20 protein-coding genes are annotated in these 18,039 nt (G+C 43.9%); 2 read left to right on the forward strand and 18 right to left on the reverse strand.

Annotated features, from left to right (window positions below; genetic code table 11):
* Nucleotides 1–11: 11 nt before the first annotated feature.
* From AR442_RS15215 to degS, 16 genes are all read right to left on the reverse strand, one after another.
* The gene (locus tag AR442_RS15215; RefSeq protein WP_053285366.1) at nt 12–1,532 is read right to left on the reverse strand and encodes a flagellar hook-associated protein 2; all 1,521 of its coding nucleotides are present in this window, start codon (nt 1,530–1,532) and stop codon (nt 12–14) included.
* Nucleotides 1,533–1,783: 251 nt separating this feature from the next.
* Complete coding sequence (locus AR442_RS15220; RefSeq protein WP_022553864.1) at nt 1,784–2,779, reverse strand: flagellin N-terminal helical domain-containing protein; 996 nt, start codon at nt 2,777–2,779, stop codon at nt 1,784–1,786.
* Between the two features lie 143 nt (nt 2,780–2,922).
* Nucleotides 2,923–3,147: a carbon storage regulator CsrA gene (gene csrA / locus AR442_RS15225; protein ID WP_003151402.1), complete on the reverse strand. Its 225-nt coding sequence runs from the start codon at nt 3,145–3,147 to the stop codon at nt 2,923–2,925.
* Nucleotides 3,141–3,572, reverse strand: a complete 432-nt coding sequence (gene fliW, locus AR442_RS15230) for a flagellar assembly protein FliW (protein WP_007407475.1) — start codon at nt 3,570–3,572, stop codon at nt 3,141–3,143. The genes csrA and fliW overlap by 7 nt, the downstream gene beginning before the upstream one ends.
* A gap of 29 nt (nt 3,573–3,601) precedes the next feature.
* Nucleotides 3,602–4,171, reverse strand: coding sequence for a DUF6470 family protein (locus AR442_RS15235; RefSeq protein WP_053285365.1), 570 nt, complete (start codon nt 4,169–4,171; stop codon nt 3,602–3,604).
* A 90-nt stretch (nt 4,172–4,261) separates the two neighbouring features.
* The gene (flgL, locus tag AR442_RS15240) at nt 4,262–5,179 is read right to left on the reverse strand and encodes a flagellar hook-associated protein FlgL (protein ID WP_014419007.1); all 918 of its coding nucleotides are present in this window, start codon (nt 5,177–5,179) and stop codon (nt 4,262–4,264) included.
* 11 nt (nt 5,180–5,190) lie between these two features.
* The gene (gene flgK, locus AR442_RS15245) at nt 5,191–6,708 is read right to left on the reverse strand and encodes a flagellar hook-associated protein FlgK (protein ID WP_014419008.1); all 1,518 of its coding nucleotides are present in this window, start codon (nt 6,706–6,708) and stop codon (nt 5,191–5,193) included.
* Between the two features lie 15 nt (nt 6,709–6,723).
* Entirely contained in the window at nt 6,724–7,206 is a 483-nt protein-coding gene (locus AR442_RS15250) for a flagellar protein FlgN (protein ID WP_003151394.1), read from the reverse strand.
* Nucleotides 7,207–7,220: 14 nt separating this feature from the next.
* A complete protein-coding gene (gene flgM / locus AR442_RS15255) occupies nt 7,221–7,487 on the reverse strand; it encodes a flagellar biosynthesis anti-sigma factor FlgM (RefSeq protein WP_003151393.1) in 267 nt (88 codons plus the stop codon).
* A gap of 69 nt (nt 7,488–7,556) precedes the next feature.
* On the reverse strand, nt 7,557–7,976 hold the full coding sequence (locus AR442_RS15260) for a TIGR03826 family flagellar region protein (RefSeq protein ID WP_014419009.1): 420 nt from the start codon (nt 7,974–7,976) through the stop codon (nt 7,557–7,559).
* A gap of 73 nt (nt 7,977–8,049) precedes the next feature.
* Nucleotides 8,050–8,739 carry a ComF family protein gene (locus AR442_RS15265; protein ID WP_197535984.1) on the reverse strand — a complete coding sequence of 230 codons (690 nt, stop codon included), beginning with the start codon at nt 8,737–8,739 and terminating at the stop codon, nt 8,050–8,052.
* 5 nt (nt 8,740–8,744) lie between these two features.
* Nucleotides 8,745–9,029 carry a late competence protein ComFB gene (gene comFB / locus AR442_RS15270; RefSeq protein WP_014419011.1) on the reverse strand — a complete coding sequence of 95 codons (285 nt, stop codon included), beginning with the start codon at nt 9,027–9,029 and terminating at the stop codon, nt 8,745–8,747.
* Between the two features lie 57 nt (nt 9,030–9,086).
* Nucleotides 9,087–10,472: an ATP-dependent helicase ComFA gene (locus AR442_RS15275; protein WP_014419012.1), complete on the reverse strand. Its 1,386-nt coding sequence runs from the start codon at nt 10,470–10,472 to the stop codon at nt 9,087–9,089.
* Nucleotides 10,473–10,579: 107 nt separating this feature from the next.
* Nucleotides 10,580–11,428 carry a DegV family protein gene (locus AR442_RS15280; RefSeq protein WP_003151387.1) on the reverse strand — a complete coding sequence of 283 codons (849 nt, stop codon included), beginning with the start codon at nt 11,426–11,428 and terminating at the stop codon, nt 10,580–10,582.
* Between the two features lie 97 nt (nt 11,429–11,525).
* Nucleotides 11,526–12,215: a two-component system response regulator DegU gene (degU, locus tag AR442_RS15285; RefSeq protein WP_003219701.1), complete on the reverse strand. Its 690-nt coding sequence runs from the start codon at nt 12,213–12,215 to the stop codon at nt 11,526–11,528.
* A gap of 76 nt (nt 12,216–12,291) precedes the next feature.
* A complete protein-coding gene (gene degS, locus AR442_RS15290) occupies nt 12,292–13,455 on the reverse strand; it encodes a two-component sensor histidine kinase DegS (protein WP_007407484.1) in 1,164 nt (387 codons plus the stop codon).
* A gap of 222 nt (nt 13,456–13,677) precedes the next feature.
* On the opposite strand from degS, the gene AR442_RS15295 reads away from it, so the two are divergent.
* Nucleotides 13,678–14,325 (forward strand): YigZ family protein, encoded by a 648-nt coding sequence (locus AR442_RS15295; protein ID WP_007614107.1) that lies wholly within the window; start codon nt 13,678–13,680, stop codon nt 14,323–14,325.
* A 4-nt stretch (nt 14,326–14,329) separates the two neighbouring features.
* Nucleotides 14,330–15,544, forward strand: coding sequence for an LCP family protein (locus tag AR442_RS15300; protein WP_014419013.1), 1,215 nt, complete (start codon nt 14,330–14,332; stop codon nt 15,542–15,544).
* An 89-nt stretch (nt 15,545–15,633) separates the two neighbouring features.
* Here AR442_RS15300 and AR442_RS15305 read toward each other — a convergent pair whose 3' ends face one another.
* Nucleotides 15,634–16,710: a glycosyltransferase family 4 protein gene (locus AR442_RS15305; RefSeq protein WP_003151382.1), complete on the reverse strand. Its 1,077-nt coding sequence runs from the start codon at nt 16,708–16,710 to the stop codon at nt 15,634–15,636.
* A gap of 132 nt (nt 16,711–16,842) precedes the next feature.
* Nucleotides 16,843–18,039, reverse strand: coding sequence for a teichuronic acid biosynthesis protein TuaH (tuaH, locus tag AR442_RS15310; RefSeq protein WP_014419014.1), 1,197 nt, complete (start codon nt 18,037–18,039; stop codon nt 16,843–16,845).

Raw genomic sequence — 18,039 nt, forward strand, 5'->3', positions numbered from 1 at the left:
AACCTCCAAGGTTATGATGTTGAAGATCCTAACATTGACGTGAGATATGAAGATTGGCTGTTCAATTTCTCCAATGCCGTATCCAGTGCGCTGAACTTTTTATAATATCTCGTTTCGATATCATCCAGCTTCGTTTTCATATTGGAAATATTTGTTTCTATTTCATTCAGGCTTTTTCCGATGGCAAAGCTGGTTGATACCGAGCTTTCCGTACCCGCCTGTTTTGAAATTTGAGTCTGCATTTTGTTTAATGTGTCTTTTAATCTCCGGGCAATCCCCTGTTCCTCCGGGTTTTTGGTTTTCGCTGTATCAGGGCTGTCTGCATTAAACAGTTTAGCCACGAGAGAAGGGTTCTCGGTAATTTTCTGTTTCAGTTTCGCTTCGTCTTTAATAACAAGTTTTCCTTGATCCGTATAACTATCAGACGTCTCAATTCCGAAATCGGCAAGCTGATATTTTTTCCCGTCAATCGTAACCGTTGAGTACAGATCAAGCCGCATCTCCGCCAAACCGTTCTGCAGCGTGCTGTCGCTCCGTAATAAACCGCTTTTGGCCTTTGCTTCCCACTGCTCAATCTGCTTATCGGTCATCGCTTCTCTTTGTTCATCGGTTAGCGGCTTATAATCGCGGTACTTTGATTCTGTCACCTTCTCGTTTGCGCTTTTAATTAACGTATTGTATTTATCAACGAAATCTTTAATGTTGTCAAAAATCCCGTCCGTATCAGTCGTGCTGTTAATCGTAACCGTTTTATTGCTGTCCGTCACGCTGTTCAGCGTGTATTTGATGCCGTTGATCGTAAAGTTATTGGACGTTTTTGTCATTTCAAGCCCGTTGAACGTAAACTTCGCATTTTTCCCTTCGGCATTGGCCGTCAGTTCATTTGTCGCATCATCAACGGCAAAACCGAGCTGATCTTTCAGAAAGCTTTTGGTCGCGTCATCACCTGCGGCAAGTGTAAACCCTTCCCCCGTTTTATTGGAAGTGAACGCGATCGTATCCACATAATCCGTGCCATTAGAGATTTTCTCTTTTAAAGCCGTCACCCCAAGGCCTGAGCTGTTCAGTTTAGAAATGACATCGTCAATCGTATCGGTTGCGGCGATCGTGACGTTTACCTCAGTCGGCTTCGTTTCACCCGGATTTGTGACATTGAATTTCAATGTTTGGCTCTGACCTGAAGTGAAATTGATGGCGCCCGATGATTTATATGTCGTCGGCGTGGCCAGCTGCTGTACAGACATACTCGTTGAAATATTTTGCTCAGCACTGACGGCCGCCGCGCTGACACTGGAATCCGAACTTGTTACTGTTTTTTTATTCCAGTTTGTGGACATCAGCATATTATTAAATGTAGTAGAATACATGTCGGCAATCTGGGTATTCATTTCCCGATAAGCATCGCGCTTCCATTCAAGCGTCTGTTTTTGCTGATTTAATTTATTAAGCGGCTGCTTTTCGGCATCCATTAGTTTTTTCACCAGAGAATCTACATCAAGACCGGAATTAAGGCCTGTGATTCTTGTGACCATATGTACCCTCTCCTTTTCGGCGTTTAGTCGTAGACGGCTCTATGACAACAGTGAGTTTCCGACTGTTTATCATATCACAGCTCCATAAATGTATGATCTTATTCTTATATCGGTCATATTAAAAGGTTTTCAATAATTTAACTGCAAAATATAATGTTTCATTTTGTCAATAGGGTTCTTTGGCTTGCTGAAGGGGGGAGATAGCTGAAGAAATAAAAAAAAGACCCTGGAGAACCAGGATCTTTCCGTCATTAACCTTTAAGCAATTGAAGAACTTGCTGAGGCTGTTGGTTAGCTTGAGCAAGCATAGCTTGAGAAGCCTGAGTAAGGATGTTGTTTTTCGTGTACTCCATCATCTCAGAAGCCATGTCTACGTCACGGATACGTGATTCAGCAGAAGTCAGGTTCTCAGAAGAAGTACCAAGGTTGTTGATTGTGTGCTCTAAACGGTTTTGAACCGCACCAAGTTTAGCGCGCTCGCTTGATACTGTGTCGATAGCTGTTTTGATTGTTGTAAGAGCTGAAGACGCAGCTTTAGCTGAAGAAGAGATGTCGATACCTTTAGATAACTTTTCGCCTTCTTCTAGTTTTTCACTTCCTACTAGAGCACCTTTATCATCATAATAACCAGCTTCTTTTGTAACTTTACCGTCTGTTACTTCTTCATCTGCCCAAGTAGCAGTGCTATTTCCATCACCTGATTTAAGTGTTCCATCAGCTTGAGCTGTATAAGTCGTACCAACTTTCAGGCTTTCAGAGTCCATTTTATTGATAGACAAAGTCATGGTTTGACCTTCGTTAGCTCCGATTTGGAACGTAAGATCTTTTGCAGTTCCGTCAAGAAGTTTCTTCGTGTTGAACTCAGTGTCAGTAGAGATTCTTGTTACTTCAGATGATAATTGGTCCATCTCTTTTTGAAGCTCAGAACGGTCAGAATCTGTGTTTGTATCGTTTGCCGCTTGTGTAGCAAGCTCGCTCATACGCTGAAGAATGCTGTGAGTTTCGTTCAATGCACCCTCAGATGTTTGGATAAGAGAGATTCCGTCTTGAGCGTTTTTAGACGCCATGTCTAAACCGCGAATTTGAGAACGCATTTTTTCAGAGATCGCAAGACCCGCAGCGTCATCACCAGCGCGGTTGATGCGAAGACCTGAAGATAATTTTTCCATGTTTTTTGCAGCAGAGTTTGAACCTGCATTCAGCTGACGGCTAGTGTTAAGAGCCGCGATATTGTGGTTGATTCTCATTTTGTATTTCCTCCCTGAATTGTTTTTCGCACGTCCTTGTGCATTTGCGCAGCGTCATTCTTAAGAAAATTTTTCCTCTCATTGGCTACACTATATATATCGGATGGCCGCTTCTATTGTTTATATTGAAAATAAAAAAATCCTCACTTTTTTTGTGAGGATAGGTTAAGTAATAAATCAGTATTAAAAGATACGGCTCTGTTGTTCTCTTCCAGGATCGACAAGTAGATTTCTTTCCGATGAATATCTACGTGCTGAGGCGCTTCAATTCCCAGCTTCACTTGCTCTCCTTCGATTGCGATCACCTTTATTTCAATATCCGGCCCGATCTGAATGGACTCATTCACTTTTCTTGAGAGAACTAGCATGATCCTCCTCCTATCAGATGTTTTGTTTCATAGGAAGCATCATGTAAAATGATTTGTTTCGCCTTCATTTCCTTTTTATTGACGATAATCGGCGCTTTTAAATTGGCGGTCGTGTTTTCAAAAGGCTCTTCCAGCGTTAAAATCGCCATCACTTCGACGTCCTCTATATCTTCAATATGCAAAAGCTCAAGCGTCGCATGGTCAATGTCAAATTCGTACCCTTTAAAGAAAATAAACGGACTGGCGACAATAAAGGCGATGTGCTCCTGTTTGACAGACTGCAGCGCCAAAAACGGTGAATCTTCCGACAAAGGAAGAACAACAAATTGAGTCTCGTCATTAAATCCCGGCAGGCCGTTTTCAAATGAGATAATCTGCCCTTCGTCTATTCTGATTTCTCCGTGATATTTTGTTTTAATTATCATGCTTCACAATCCTTTACCACTTTCATCTTTTATTCTGCGTTGCCATCGTCAACCGAAATCGTCACCTTAGGGTCTTGCATCATATCAATCTGAACTTTCCCCGGCGTATAATTCCATACAGGTTTATTGACGGCTGCTTCAATTGAAGGTTTGCGGGCTTCAATATCAATCGTAAGCTTTGAAGGAATGCAGTCAATGTCGACGAGAAACTGCGCAGGCAGAAAGTCGCTGAATTCGCCGAATGGATCGGGCGGACTGACATCTGCTGCCTGCCGGGCCATCACATTGCCCGTTTTCTTTTCGATAGCCGCCATTTCCTTCCCTTCCCTGACTGTTTTGGCAATAAACTCGCTGCAGACTTCCGCACCTTTCTGGGCGGCTTCAGCGTTCAGCTTTTCAAATGATTTGAGATTCAAGTTCTCCCACGCCCTCGTCTGGTCAATCGTCAGTTTGGCCGGCGTGCTTTCAATGTTCAGCTCTGCCGGCGGCTGCTCAATTTCCAGGTCAGCGGGCGGCTGTTCCATCTCGATTTCTTCCTTTTGAAAGGTTATACCGATTTTAGCAGGCACACTGTCAATAATCAATCTCGGCATCTGCACAGAGACCCCTCCTGTTTATAGTATTTTAGTAAAAAAAGCGATCTCCCTGGTGTGAGTCGCTTTTTTATATATTGAAGACGGTCAGTTATATTATTTCAGAAAGTCAATCAGTGACGGCTGAATGATATTCGCATTCACTGACAGCGCTGCTCTATGAACCGTCTGTTGAGATAAATAATCAACAATTACATCTTCCATTTCTACATCTTCATTATCGGACAATACTTTTTCAGCGGTTGCCGCTTGTGATTCCAATCTTGTCTGAATGAGTTCCAATCGGTTTGTGCGTGCGCCGATATTGGATTTTTCAGCATTCATTTTATCGGTAAAACCGTCAATATCTGACAGAATTTGATCTGAATCTGCTTCGGACAGCGTGCCTTTGCTTAAAGAAGCTTCTAAGGAGTTGAGAAATTCAAATACATTATCTCCATTTTGTGCGACGCCTCCGAAAGCTGAGTTTGGATCAGAATTCACTTTAAGCACTGCTCCGTTTGAGATGTTGATGTTAACATCCGAAGCACCGGTATAATTCTCATAGTTGTACGTATATGTGCCGTCGGCATTTTCAGTGATCGGCGGGACGTCTGAATTTGTTCCGTTAAACAGATAACGTCCGTTTACCTGAGTATTCGCGACAGAAACGAGCTGCTTTTTCAGCTGGCCGATTTCTGTACCGATTGCTTTCAATTCTGTTTCACCGTTCGAATCACTTTTCGCCTGAACCATCAAGTCCCGAATTTTCCCCATAATATCCGTTTCCGAGTTTACGCTTGATTCCGAGTTTTCCAGCCATGTAAAACCTTGCGAAACATTCCGCTGATACTGGTTTACCTGCGCAAGCTGAGTACGGTACTGCATTCCCTTCATTGCAACGACCGGATCATCAGAAGCTTTCGTGATTTTTTTCCCCGTAGACACTTGCTGCTGAAGCCGATCGAGCTTGTCAAAACTTGAGCCGATAAATCGAAGAGAATTTTTTGCGATCATCCCTTGAGTTACTCTCATTTACTTATCTCCTATCTTCCTCCGGTGCCCATACCGTTAATAATTTTATCGAATATTTCATCCTGCATCGTTATGATCCGCGCAGCCGCATTATAAGCGTGCTGAAACTGAATCATATTTGTCATTTCTTCATCTAAAGAAACTGCACTGACTGATTGTCTCCGTTCATCGGCTGAAAGGGTGTTGCTTTCAGAGTTGTTCATAAGATTGGCCGCTTTTTGTGAATTAACGCCCAGCTTTCCGATAAGGGATTCATAAAAGTCATTAATTGTAGTGGTTTCACCGTTAATAGTCAGCTTGCTGTTCTGTACGGCTGCAAGATTTGTCGCGTTGGTGCCGTCACTTTTTTCTCCGTTTAACGACGCTGCGATATTATCAGTAGACGCAAGAATTTTGTCACTGACTTTTATTTTCGCTGCCGCACCTTTTGCCGGCACCGCTTCATCACCGCTGAAATCAAAAAATGCTGCACCCTGTTCGCCTGTATAGGTCTTCCCTTTTTCATGAACTGCATTAAACGCGTCAGCAAAGGATAGCGCCATATTGTCAAGAGCCGTCAGCATTTCAGGATAAAGACCTTTTTCTTCTCCATTTGACATATAGCCGTATGATTCAATAAGACCTAAAAGTGAGCCTTTACCGGTAAATGCATCCGCATTGACCGTACTGCTGCCGACTGACACACTCGACACGAGGCCGCTGTCCTTGTCGTAGTTGATTTTCATTTCTGAAACTGTTTTTGTGTTACCGTCGAGCAGCGTACCGAGAGAATTGTTGTTTCCGTTCAGCAATTCGACGTTAACCGTGCCCTCAGCAGTCGCCAAGGCATGTCCGCCCGACTTATTATATGAAACTTTTATATTTGCCATAGAAGATAATTGATCAATTAATCTGTCTCTTTGGTCATACAAATCATTAGGGAGCATACCGCTCGGCTCAACTGCCGCTATTTGATTGTTAAGGTCATTCAGCTGATTGAGAATGGAATTGACCTGATCCGCTGTGTTATCCAGGTTCTTTTTAATATCACCCTGAATGTTAGTCAAAGAGGTAGATATATAGTTAAAACTTTCGGCAAGAGATTTCCCCTGCTCCTGCAAAACTGAGCGCGCTCCCGTATTTTCCGGATTCGTCGCCAGATCCTGAAGGGCATTCCAAAACGAACTGAGCGATCCGTTTAATCCGTTATCGTCAAGCTCTTTCATGACGCCTTCCATTTGCGACAATGAATTGGAACGGGCAGTATAGTACCCTAATTTTGTATTTTCAGTTCTGTACTGATAGTCTAAAAAACTGTCTCTGACGCGCTCAACTGAACCGGCTTTTACTCCTGTTCCGATTTGGCCGGCCGTCAGATCACTGTTTTTTGATACTGCGGGATAAGGGCTCGTCGATTGTAATGTGACGCGCTGCCTCGTATATCCTTCTGTATTTGCATTTGCAACGTTATTTGAAACTGTGCTTAATGCAGTCTGCTGCGCACTCAATGCACGCCTTGCTGTTTCGAGCCCCATAAAAGTCGATGGCATTGAAAATCCTCCGTTCTAAGCTTTTGAATCGAATAATGTCAAACGGCTGACAGGCTTGCGCGCCGCTTGCGGCTCTTTATAATTCATATTCTCTTTTTCACCCGGCATGATCATATCGAATGCCCCGGAGATGAATTGTAAAGCCTGAATCGTGAGCTGTTTGTTCATCTCATTCACTTCTTTCAGACGGTCGAGAAGCGCAGACAAAGAGTGAAATAACCCTTCAAGCTCCTGTTTTTCACTGCCTGAAGTTCTGGAGATGCATGCAGCAATTGTATTGTCCTCACCGCGGCTGAGAAACTGAGAAGTTAACCTGATTCGTTCTTCCTCAGTCTGTCCGATTGCCTGAATATACTTTTGCTCTTTGGTCAATATGTTGGAGAGCTCTTTTGTTTTACCTGCTTTCAGCGCTTCCGTTTTCTCCTCAGACAGCGTGAGCAGATGTTCATGCAGTGCGCAAAGTCGCTTCAGTTGATCAATAATTGGCTTTGCTGACATTGGCTTTCTCCTTTTTATTGCTTTTTATAGAAATTCACTATGTTTTCAGCGATGCTGTTTGAATCTATTTTATATGTTCCGCTCTCTATATCCGCTTTAAGCTGAGCGATTTTTTCCTGACGTGTTTTAGTGACCGCATCTGACGCATTTTGAAGCTCTTTTGCATGAGAAGAAATTTCCACTTTGTCCTTCGGCTTTGCAGCCTCTTTTTGTACGGCTTGCTTTTCGTAATTTTTTTGGTATGGATTAACGGATTGTGTTCCGTACTGATTGATTTTCATAGGATTCCTCTCGCTTTCTGTTCGCAGTCTAATTCTTTTATCGACTGCGTTATCAGTTAGTTTAGGGAATCAGGTGTTTTTGGTATTATAGGCATAGTATGTGTCTTTTGTACTGTTTTTTTCATCAAATTCAGCGGCTGTTTTTTGGTTCATATGGTCTAATTGCGACTCAATATCTGTCTGACAGGACTTGCAAAATTTCCCCGTCCTGATTGGATTTCCGCACCTTTCGCAAGGATATGCCAAATTCGGAAGCTGGCTGATCTGAATCCTTTTTTGTTTGATAAACTTGAGGATCAGCTCTTCATCCACACCTGTTTCCTCAGTGATCTGCTGCATCGTCGACTGTCTGTTGATCTGCTTTCTCAAAAATTTATAGACGGTTTCAAATGCTTTTTCTTCTTCTTTAATACATGCCTGGCACACGGTCTGCAGGTTCGTTTTAAAAAATAAAGCATTGCATTTTGGACAATTCGCCAATTCACCCATCGTATTAACTCCTATTCCTTCTTTAATCTGCCTTATATTTCTATCAATTATATCGGCAGAAAAAAAGAATGATTTAGCTTCTGATTAAAGTAAAAGAGGAGACCGATGACGCTTTACCCGCTGTCAGCAGGACTTCGGCGGCTTGGTGAAGTGTGGCGCCCGTCGTATAAATATCATCTATTAAGATGACGTTCATACCTTCGGCGGAGTTTTCGGCTGCTGAAAACTTTTTTTCTGCGGACAGCCTTTCTGTTTTGCTCTTTTTGGATTGTTTTTCATTGTTCAGTCGGATGAGGGGGAAAATGACGGGCATTCCGAGCAGAGAGGCCAGCAGCTCGGATTGATTGAATCCGCGTTCCGCCAGCCGTTCGCCGCTCAGCGGAATAGGGATGAGAGTATGTGTATTTGATGGATATGCCGCTTTAAAGCCGGCAGCAAAGTCACGTTCAAATGCTTGAATGATTTTCGCATCACCCCTGAATTTAAACCGGGCCAATGAGTCCTTCATCGCATCATTATACAAATATACCGAACGGTTTTGCCGCAGCAAAAAGCACTTTTCCGTTTTTGATTCCCGGGCCGCACAATCAGCGCATTTTTCATTTGACTCCTGAGGCCTCCCGCATATACTGCATACGGGGCCTTCAATTTTTTCGAATTGGCTGCTGCATATGCTGCATATCTCTTGCTCGGGCGCCAGAGAAAACAGAGATCTCCAAGTCAATGAACTTGAAATTGGTGAGTCACACAATAAACAATTCAGAGATATTACGCTCCTTCCCGAGTTTCACAGAACTCGCTTGGATTAACCGAAACAATCGCCGCTGATTCAGCCAGAATGACAAGCAGCGCCGTATTTTTCTGTTTATCAACTATCTCTGCTTTTGCATAAGCAACTTTCTTTTTATCTGTAACATATGCCGGCTCAGCCCGATTTAATGAAAGTGCCAGTACGTCATTTTTGCATACCCGGCATGTGCAGTTCATATGAAGCTGAGACATATGGCGGTCGAGAAGTTCCCTTAATACGATTTCTTTTGAATTGACAAGCATGCTGACAGCTCCTCATAGGAAAGTATGAGTATACTGTATCACGTTTTCTGAAATTAACTAGTCCAACAATTTACTTTTTTGTGCCAATTTGTTCATATGTTCTATATGTTTTTTTGCTTTTTTCATTCCGTTTGTAATTCCGAAATGAAACATGACGACATCACCGCTGAAATGTTTATAATGCCTTCCCGTTCTGCCCGCGATCTGTACGAGCGCGCTCTCAGTAAAGATAGGTGCTTCTGCGCCGAGGACACATGTCTGAACTTTGGGCACGGTAACCCCTCTTTCTAAAATCGTAGTCGTTACCAGCAGGTCAAGCCGGCCGTCTCTGAATCGTTTCACTTTATCCTTTCTGAATGTGTCTTCCGCATGTACGCCTTCTGCCCGTATGTTTAATTTCCGAAAATAATCCGTTGTCTTTTTCAATACGTGTACAGACGGGACGAATAAGAAAACCGGCAGCTGTAATTGAAGTTTTTGGCGGACCCAATCCGTTACAGAGCGCGGCAGTTTTCCTTTCTGAAGCTTCTTCTTCCAATTGCCGCACCACAAAAAACGCGGCTCCGGGAGGGGTTTCCGATGATATCTGGCCGGTATGCGGACGCTTTTCAGCAAACCGGCTTCAGCCTTCTTTTTTAATGTGTCTGAAGGAGTCGCCGTTACATAAACAAGGGCGCTGTTTTTCTTCCTCGCTTTATCAACAGCGAATCTTAATGTCTCATCGGCTGAAAAAGGAAACGCATCTACTTCATCTATTATCATGACATCAAAAATGTCTCGGTAGCGCATCAGCTGGTGAGCGGTTGAAATCATCAGCGGAGTCAAGCGGCCTTTGTCCTCGCTGCCGCCGTACAAAGCAGAAACTTCGACTTTCTCAAATGCTTTATTCAGTCTCGGCAGCAGTTCAAGTACGACATCTGTACGCGGAGTTGCGACACAAACGCGCAAACCGTGATTCAGCGCAAACTCGATACCCGGAAACAGCATCTCTGTTTTCCCCGATCCGCAAACCGCCCATACTAACAGCTCTTGTCTCTCTTTTATCGCATCTGTAAGCGCGGCGGCCGCCCGCTTCTGTCCGTCTGTCAGTGTTCCTTCCCAAGAAAGCTTTACAGGCTCCCAGCTGTTTTCAGGGGCTTGATTCCAAGAATATAATGATGTCAGTTCATCAGCCCTTCCCATCATGACACAGGCGCGGCAATAGGTAATCTGCCTTTTGGCAGAGGGCGCCCAAAATGCCGCAAAGCTGGCTTGATCAGACTGACCGCATCGTTGGCAGACGTAACGGTTTTTCCGGCGGATGATTGACGGCTCGGCCGTTATATATTCTTTTTCTGTTAAACGCTTGATGCGCTGGTCTGAAAACGGTATCTCAGATCTTAATAAATGCCGGCCGTAAAAGAAATCCCGCACCTCTGAAAATTCTGAAGCACCTTCGGACATCTCCCTGCCTCCTTTCTGCTCAAAGTATGCCTGCCGGGAATTTTTTTGTCGAATCACGAAAACTTAATAATAAAAAAATCTCCGCCCTTGAAAACGGAGATTTTCACTTAGTTTTTAAAGCACCAGCCGATTCCGATGGCGCCTTCGCCCAAATGGGTTCCGATCACGGCACCGAAATAGCTGTTATAGAATTCGACATGAGGATATTTACCGCTTAACTCCTGTATAATATCCGCCGCTTCTTCTTCCCTGTTTGCATGGATGACAGCGGCCCGCATCGGGATTCCTTTACTTGCATCCTCCCCAAACAGCTCAAAAATTCTCGAAATCGCTTTTTTGCGTGTCCGAATCTTCTCAAAAGGAACAATTACCTTATTGTCAAAATGAAGAATAGGCTTTACCTTTAACAGACCGCCGATAAAAGCCTGAGCACTGCTTAGACGCCCGCCCCGCTGGAGGTGTGATAAATCGTCCACCATAAAATACGCACGGACTGTTTTTTTCATTTCTTCCAGCTCTTTTATAATCTCTTCCGGTGAGTCAACACCGTCTTTAATGAGCTGTGCTGCCTTTAATGCATAAAAACCTTGTGCCAAACAGCTGATCTCTGAATCAAAGGGATAAACTTTAATATGATCAACCATAGTGTTTGCCGAGGCGGCGCTGTTATAAGTTCCGCTGATTCCGCTGGACAAATGTATGCTTATGACTGCATCATATGTTTTACCCAGTTCTTCGTACAATGCGATTAATTCACCGAAAGAAGGCTGGGACGTAGTCGGCAGCTCATCATGATTTTTTACTTCTTTATAAAAACTTCTCCAGTCGAGTTCTGTTTCTTCGCGGAATGTTTTTTCACCGAAAACCACTTGGAGAGGGATCATATGAATATGATGTTCTTCTCTCATCTCTTTCGGAATATATGCTGTACTGTCTGTTACAACTGCAATCTTCATCACTTTACCTGCCTTATTAAGTACTTAATAAGTATTTTAATAGATATGCAGCTGTAAAAAAAGACTTGCCTTAACAGGCAAGTCTTCTCACACATGACTAACGCATCTCTACCCAGCCGTTTTTAATGGCTACGACAACGGCTTGTGTCCGGTCATTAACGTTCATTTTCTGCAAAATATTACTCACGTGATTTTTCACTGTTTTCTCACTGATAAACAATGATTCACCGATTCCGCGGTTGCTTTTTCCGTCTGCAAGCATTTGCAGCACTTCACATTCCCGTCTCGTTAATATATGTAATGGTCTCCGGATTTCCGGGTAAACCTCATGCTGAGGATGAGCAGAAACTCCGCTTGTCGCAAGACGGCGGAATTCGTTGACAAGATTGTGGGTTACTTTCGGGTGAAGGTAAGAGCCTCCCTCGGCTACCACTTTCACTGCTTCGATTAAAGTATCTGCGTCCATCTCTTTCAGGAGATAGCCTCTTGCACCTGTTTTTAAAGCATGAGTCACATAGTTTTCATCATCATGGATGGAAAGGATAATCACCTTAGATTCAGGGTACAGCTCAACAAGCTGTTTAGTAGCCTCTACTCCATTTACATTCGGCATATTGATGTCCATTATGACAACATCGGGATGATAATGCTCGACGATTCGAGCCGCCTCATCTCCATCGTCACCTTCTGCTACCACTTCAAAGGTAGGTTCAAAATCCAATATTCTTTTTACACCCTCACGGAATAGTTGATGGTCGTCGATAATAACAATATTTACTTTAGTCACACGCTACGCCTCCTTATCCTATTGTTCTATATACGCCGCTGTTCGGTCAATATGTCTTTTGGCTCTATTTAACAAATTATAGGCCGAGAGATAACGGAACCTTAATCATGATAAATGTCCCAAGACCTATTTTAGAGTCTATCGTTATCGTTCCTTCAAGCAGATCTACTCTTTCTTTCATTCCCAGCAAGCCGAATGACTTGTTTTTCTTTTGTTTAGCATCCTTAATATCAAAGCCTTTTCCATTGTCCTTAATGATGAGAACGACAAAATCAGCGGTTACTTCCACTTTTACTGTAATTTCCTCTGATTCTGAATGCTTGAGTGCATTTGTGACGGCTTCCTGAGCGAGACGGAAAAGCGCCACTTCAAATTGCGGGGCAAGCCTTTGGTTCTCCGTGTCTCCGATGCACTGAAAATGTATTTTCACCTTTCCGTTGTATTCTTCAGTTGTATAAAGATATTTTCTCAGTGTCGGAATCAGCCCGAGATCGTCCAATGCCATCGGTCTTAAATCATATATAATCCTTCTGACTTCGTAAAGGGCATTCCGCACATTCTGCCGTAGATTTCTGATTTCCTGAAATCCGTCCTCCGTGCCGCGGTCGCGGAAGATCCGTTCAATTAATTCAGATCTCATCATGACATTTGCCAGCATTTGCGCGGGACCGTCATGAATTTCTCTGGAAACTCTTTTTCTTTCTTCCTCTTGGGCTTCAATGATTCTTAAACCGAAATCTTGTTTAGCCTGCGCATCGGCAAGAAGAAGCCCTACTTGGCGAAGGTCTTGATTCAGGTAATTCAGAACGACGGTTATTTGGCTGACCAACGATTCTGACCGTTCAATGATTTCCTGAAGACCTAAAAGCCGGCGTTCTAAATCATCTCTGCGCTCCCGCAGCTGCTTTTCACGCTGTTGGATCATCGTCAGTTCCACTTGAAGTTTGTGCGCCTTTTCATAGGCGTTGCGAATTTCTTCTTCGCTGAACTTATGGAAATTTCTGCTTACTTCAGACAAGCGGTTTCGTGCGTGCCGCGTATGAACTTCAAGTTTGTCGCCCAGCTCAATGACTTCGTAGACCTGCTGTTTGATCTGTTTGAGTTCTTCAACCAGCTGCTCATATTGCTGGCGCGACTGCTCTCCGATTTGAAAAACCTCGTCCTTACTCCCGTCCACGGTTTTCAGCATTTTCATAAGTATAGAATCCAAAACTTTGGAGTCCATCTTCGATTTATTCATCTGTCTCCCTCCGTAACGGTGTTGTTATGTATTTTTATTATAAATGTAATTGAACTGCAATTTATGTCGAATTATAATGAAAGAATGCGTATATTCTAGAAAAAAACATTTTTATATAGTATCTTACTCTTTCATGATACCAAAATATGCGCAAAAATTCTAAAGTCTGTTCGAATTTGTAGAAACAAGTCTTTTAATGCTTGTCAGGAGGGTCCAGCAATCATGCTGCACAGCTATTTAACAGTTAAAGAAACGGGTGAACATGAGATTGTGATTGAAAAATCGCGTTTTATCTGTCACCTGAGCCGTGCTGCTTCTGAAGAGGAAGCGCAGGAATTTATACAAAAGATAAAAAAACAGCACTGGAATGCGACTCATAACTGCTCAGCTTATCTGATCGGCGAAACCGACCATATACAAAAGGCGAATGATGACGGAGAACCAAGCGGCACAGCCGGCGTCCCCATGCTGGAAGTGCTGAAAAAACGCGGTCTGAAAGATACCTGCGCGGTGGTTACCCGGTATTTCGGCGGAATAAAGCTCGGTGCAGGCGGATTGATTCGTGCATATGGGAAGTCAGTGTCTGAAGGCTTAAATCATATAGGAGTTACGGAGCGGAAGCTGATGCGGATTATGCATACATCAGCGGATTATACGTGGCTCGGCAAGATAGAGAACGAACTGAGAGAATCAGTTTTTTTACTGAAAGATATCCATTATGCGGATCATGTCGAATTTGAAACGTACGTTGAAGAAAAAGACAAAGACGAGTTTATCAAATGGATGACAGAACTGACGAACGGCAAGAGTAAGAATACAGAGGGAGAACTGACGTATTTAGAAACAGACGTCAGCCCTAAAGGAGACTAATGTAATGGCTGAACGTGTAAGAGTGCGTGTTCGAAAGAAAAAGAAAAGCAAACGAAAGATCATATTCAAACGGATTTTGCTGCTGCTTACCCTCGTTTTGTTAGTCGCTGCCGGGTTTGGCGGATACAAAGTATACAAAACGATCAATGCGGCAGATAATGCATATGATGCCCTTTCCCGCGGAGACAAATCAAAATTGCGGGATAAAGTCATCAATATGAAGAAAAAACCGTTCTCCATTTTGTTTATGGGGATCGAAAATTATGCCACCAGCGGAAAAGGCGGACGATCAGATTCCCTTATTGTCGTTACCCTTGATCCGAGAAATAAAACAATGAAAATGCTGAGTATTCCGCGTGATACGCGGGTGACGCTTGCCGGCGACACAACCGGTAAAAAATCAAAAATCAATGCGGCTTTTGCTAAGGGCGGAGCGGATGAAACCGTGTCAACCGTAGAAGATTTATTAGACATACCGATTGATAAATATGTCACTGTCGACTTCAATGGCTTTAAGGATGTTATTGATGAGGTAGGCGGGGTCGATGTAAAAGTGCCTTTTGACTTCGACGAGATGAGTGACGTCAGTAAAAAGAAACGGATCTATTTCAAGAAAGGAAACATGCATTTGAACGGTGAGCAGGCTTTGGCTTATGCGCGGATGAGAAAACAGGATAAGCGCGGAGACTTCGGCCGGAATGACCGCCAAAAGCAAATCCTAAATGCACTGATCGACCAAATGTCCAGAGCTGGAAATATTGCTAAAATCGATAAAATCGCTGAAACAGCGAGCAACAACGTCCAAACGAATATCCGAATCACTGAAGGACTCGCTCTTCAGCAGATTTACAGCGGCTTTACCAGCAAGAAGATTGATACACTGACCATAACAGGATCAGATTTATATTTAGGCGGAACTGCAACTACGCGCGGAACATATTATTTCCAACCAGATCCGACCAATCTCGAAAAAATACGGCAGGAATTGCAGAAACATTTGGATTACCCATCCGGAAGCAGCACGGCGTCCGATCCTGCTTCTGACAGCACCGGAACGGACAGTACGACTGATTCGACTTCCGACAGCACGGGAACAGACGGCACAACCGATTCAACTTCCGGCGGCACAGGAACAGGCGGCACAACCGACTCAACCAACGGTACTGCTGGTGCAAACGGTACGGACAGCACACAGTCCGGCGGCACAACAGGCTATTAAGAGTAAACCCGATCCTTTGAGCAGGATCGGGTTTTTTTATATAATAAGAGAATAGTAAAAAAGCAGACCATTCGCATGATCTGCTCTTTTTAATTTTTCTTTACCAATCTTTTGTAAAACTTGGTAAATGGTTTAAATTGTTCATTTACTAACCCTGTGACCTCTGCTATGATTTGCATAAATACAATCAATACAAAAATAATAAACAGCGAAAGCCAAATGGTCGCGCTTTTCAGCAGGATGGCACTGACGCTGAAAATAAAGCCGATTAAATAAATGATAATGACAGCCGTGCGGTGTGACAGCCCGAAGGCCATCAGCCGGTGGTGTATATGTGACTTATCAGGCGCTGAGATCGGCTGTTTGTTTAAAATCCGCCTGATGACGGCGAATGTCGTATCAAAAATCGGCACGCCCAAAATGATGATCGGAATAATGATACTGAATAAAGTAACACTTTTATAAAGACCTAATAATGAGAGTACTGAGATGACGTATCCGAGAAAGAGCGATCCGGTATCTCCCATAAATATCTTTGCCGGGTGAAAATTATAAAATAAAAATCCGAGTGTGCTTCCTATCACGACAAGTGAAAGTGACAGAATAAGGATTTTCCCTCCGGACAACGCCATAACGGCGATAGTGGAGAGTCCGATGACCGACAGGCCGGCAGCGAGTCCGTCCAAACCGTCAATCAGGTTCATCGCGTTCGTAATACCGACGATCCATAACACAGTCAGCGGGTAAGCGACCCATCCCAATTCTAAACGTTCCGTTAAAAACGGTACGGAGAAAAAGTCCATTTTCAGTCCCGTGCTCACAATCATAATGGCCACGGCCAGCTGGACGAAAAACTTTACCTTTGCGCTTAATTGGTATTTATCATCAAGGATTCCTAAAATAACAATAATAAACGCACCCACCGTGATGGCGGTCATTTTCGTTTCATTATATATGCCGGCCGCGAGCACACCCGCCGCTACGCCGATAAAGATGGCCAAGCCGCCCATACGGGGCATTATTTTATCATGTACTTTTCGGTTGCTGGGCTGGTCAACTGCACCTATTTTGATCGCAATTTTTTTTACGATAGGAGTTAGGATTAAAACCGTTAGCAGAGAGACAAAAAACGCAACAACTATGCGAAACATGCGTTCGTCAAGCATAAAGAAGTCTCCTTTGGAATTATATGAAGTCTTTTCTGATATTGAACCGTTCCTTCCATTATAATTCTTACTAGTTATTATAACAAGCATCATCAAAAAGAAACACGCAAATCAAAAAATGCGCTTTCCCTTTTAATGGGATTGCGCATTTTTCAATATACCCGTGCATTCGAGCATTCGGCCGAATAAAACATTCCAATCCCGTCTCCGGGCCAATTCACGGCGCAAAGCCTCATATGATCCGCTGCGGTCCGCTGCCAGAAGCGCGTCGCAGGCCGCGATGAAATCTGCGGGGTCACTGCCTTCAACGTATTCATAGACGAAAGGCCTTTTGATTTTTGACGTAGAAGAAAGGTTGCAGCCGACAACCGGTTTCCCGGCGGCTAAAAATTCAAAAAGCTTAAGCGGAAATACCGCATCATTATAAGGGGAATTTTTATACGGCATGATGCCGATGTCGACAAGCTGCATATAGGACGGCACTTCATTCGGCGCGGCAGGTCCCGTCCAGATGACATTCGGACGCTCCAGAAGCGACTTGAAATCCGGATCGTCCTTAGCCGTGTTCGGGCCTACCAATAAAATCGTCCAGTCAGGCCTCACATCTGCCGTTTCCGCCATAAGCGCAAAATCGAGCTTCGGTTTGATTCCGCCGATAAAACCGAGAACCGTTCCGTTCCGTCCCCGTAAAATGTCTTCATCCGGCTGTTTATTTTCCCGTGAAAACAGGTCATATTCCACTCCGTTTTCAATGGTGAACACTTTCTGGTGCGGATTCTCCAGCTTTTTTCCGACCTCTTGGTGCAGACAGTCAGATGTACACGTAATGGAATCGGCACGCTGTATGATTCTCATTTCCGCTTGTTTAATGATGTTTCTTCTAACATTTGACAGAACTCCGGACCGGCCGCTGATCGGAGCGGCCCACAGATCACTGCAATCGTAAATCACTTCATCCCAAGGAAACAGATCTGCCAGCAGCGGAAAACCGGGGAAGGTGTACCATAAGCAGCAGCGGGCCCCTTCTCCTTCTTCCTTCAGCATGTTCAACAATGGTGAAAGCTTATGCCTGTAGCACATGTCTGTATACCTGCCGAAGCGGAAAGCTTTTTTCTGCATGAGATCCTTTACAGTGAACTGCCGGATTCCCTCGGCGATCCCGGCCATCTGACCATCATTGGCTCGCGGAGACGGGCATACCCAAATGACGCTTTTCGTTTCTTTTTGCCGGGCGAGAAATTCAGCCAGCCGGTGCCGTCTGTATCTCAGCCGGTCATGCCCCCATTCCGCCGCTCCGACGATTACGTGAATAATCGGTTCCACCTTCAT

Source organism: Bacillus velezensis (assembly GCF_001461825.1).
GTDB lineage: Bacteria > Bacillota > Bacilli > Bacillales > Bacillaceae > Bacillus > Bacillus velezensis.

Excerpts from the sequence above, each read along its gene's own strand:
- AR442_RS15215 (WP_053285366.1), bottom strand. The coding sequence starts at position 1,532 with ATGGTCACAAGAATCACAGGCCTTAATTCCGGTCTTGATGTAGATTCT.
- AR442_RS15220 (WP_022553864.1), bottom strand. The coding sequence starts at position 2,779 with ATGAGAATCAACCACAATATCGCGGCTCTTAACACTAGCCGTCAGCTG.
- csrA (WP_003151402.1), bottom strand. The coding sequence starts at position 3,147 with ATGCTAGTTCTCTCAAGAAAAGTGAATGAGTCCATTCAGATCGGGCCG.
- fliW (WP_007407475.1), bottom strand. The coding sequence starts at position 3,572 with ATGATAATTAAAACAAAATATCACGGAGAAATCAGAATAGACGAAGGG.
- flgL (WP_014419007.1), bottom strand. The coding sequence starts at position 5,179 with ATGAGAGTAACTCAAGGGATGATCGCAAAAAATTCTCTTCGATTTATC.
- flgK (WP_014419008.1), bottom strand. The coding sequence starts at position 6,708 with ATGCCATCGACTTTTATGGGGCTCGAAACAGCAAGGCGTGCATTGAGT.
- AR442_RS15250 (WP_003151394.1), bottom strand. The coding sequence starts at position 7,206 with ATGTCAGCAAAGCCAATTATTGATCAACTGAAGCGACTTTGCGCACTG.
- flgM (WP_003151393.1), bottom strand. The coding sequence starts at position 7,487 with ATGAAAATCAATCAGTACGGAACACAATCCGTTAATCCATACCAAAAA.
- AR442_RS15260 (WP_014419009.1), bottom strand. The coding sequence starts at position 7,976 with ATGGGTGAATTGGCGAATTGTCCAAAATGCAATGCTTTATTTTTTAAA.
- comFB (WP_014419011.1), bottom strand. The coding sequence starts at position 9,029 with ATGCTTGTCAATTCAAAAGAAATCGTATTAAGGGAACTTCTCGACCGC.
- AR442_RS15275 (WP_014419012.1), bottom strand. The coding sequence starts at position 10,472 with ATGTCCGAAGGTGCTTCAGAATTTTCAGAGGTGCGGGATTTCTTTTAC.
- AR442_RS15280 (WP_003151387.1), bottom strand. The coding sequence starts at position 11,428 with ATGAAGATTGCAGTTGTAACAGACAGTACAGCATATATTCCGAAAGAG.
- degS (WP_007407484.1), bottom strand. The coding sequence starts at position 13,455 with ATGAATAAATCGAAGATGGACTCCAAAGTTTTGGATTCTATACTTATG.
- AR442_RS15295 (WP_007614107.1), top strand. The coding sequence starts at position 13,678 with ATGCTGCACAGCTATTTAACAGTTAAAGAAACGGGTGAACATGAGATT.
- AR442_RS15300 (WP_014419013.1), top strand. The coding sequence starts at position 14,330 with ATGGCTGAACGTGTAAGAGTGCGTGTTCGAAAGAAAAAGAAAAGCAAA.
- AR442_RS15305 (WP_003151382.1), bottom strand. The coding sequence starts at position 16,710 with ATGCTTGACGAACGCATGTTTCGCATAGTTGTTGCGTTTTTTGTCTCT.
- tuaH (WP_014419014.1), bottom strand. The coding sequence starts at position 18,039 with ATGAAGGTGGAACCGATTATTCACGTAATCGTCGGAGCGGCGGAATGG.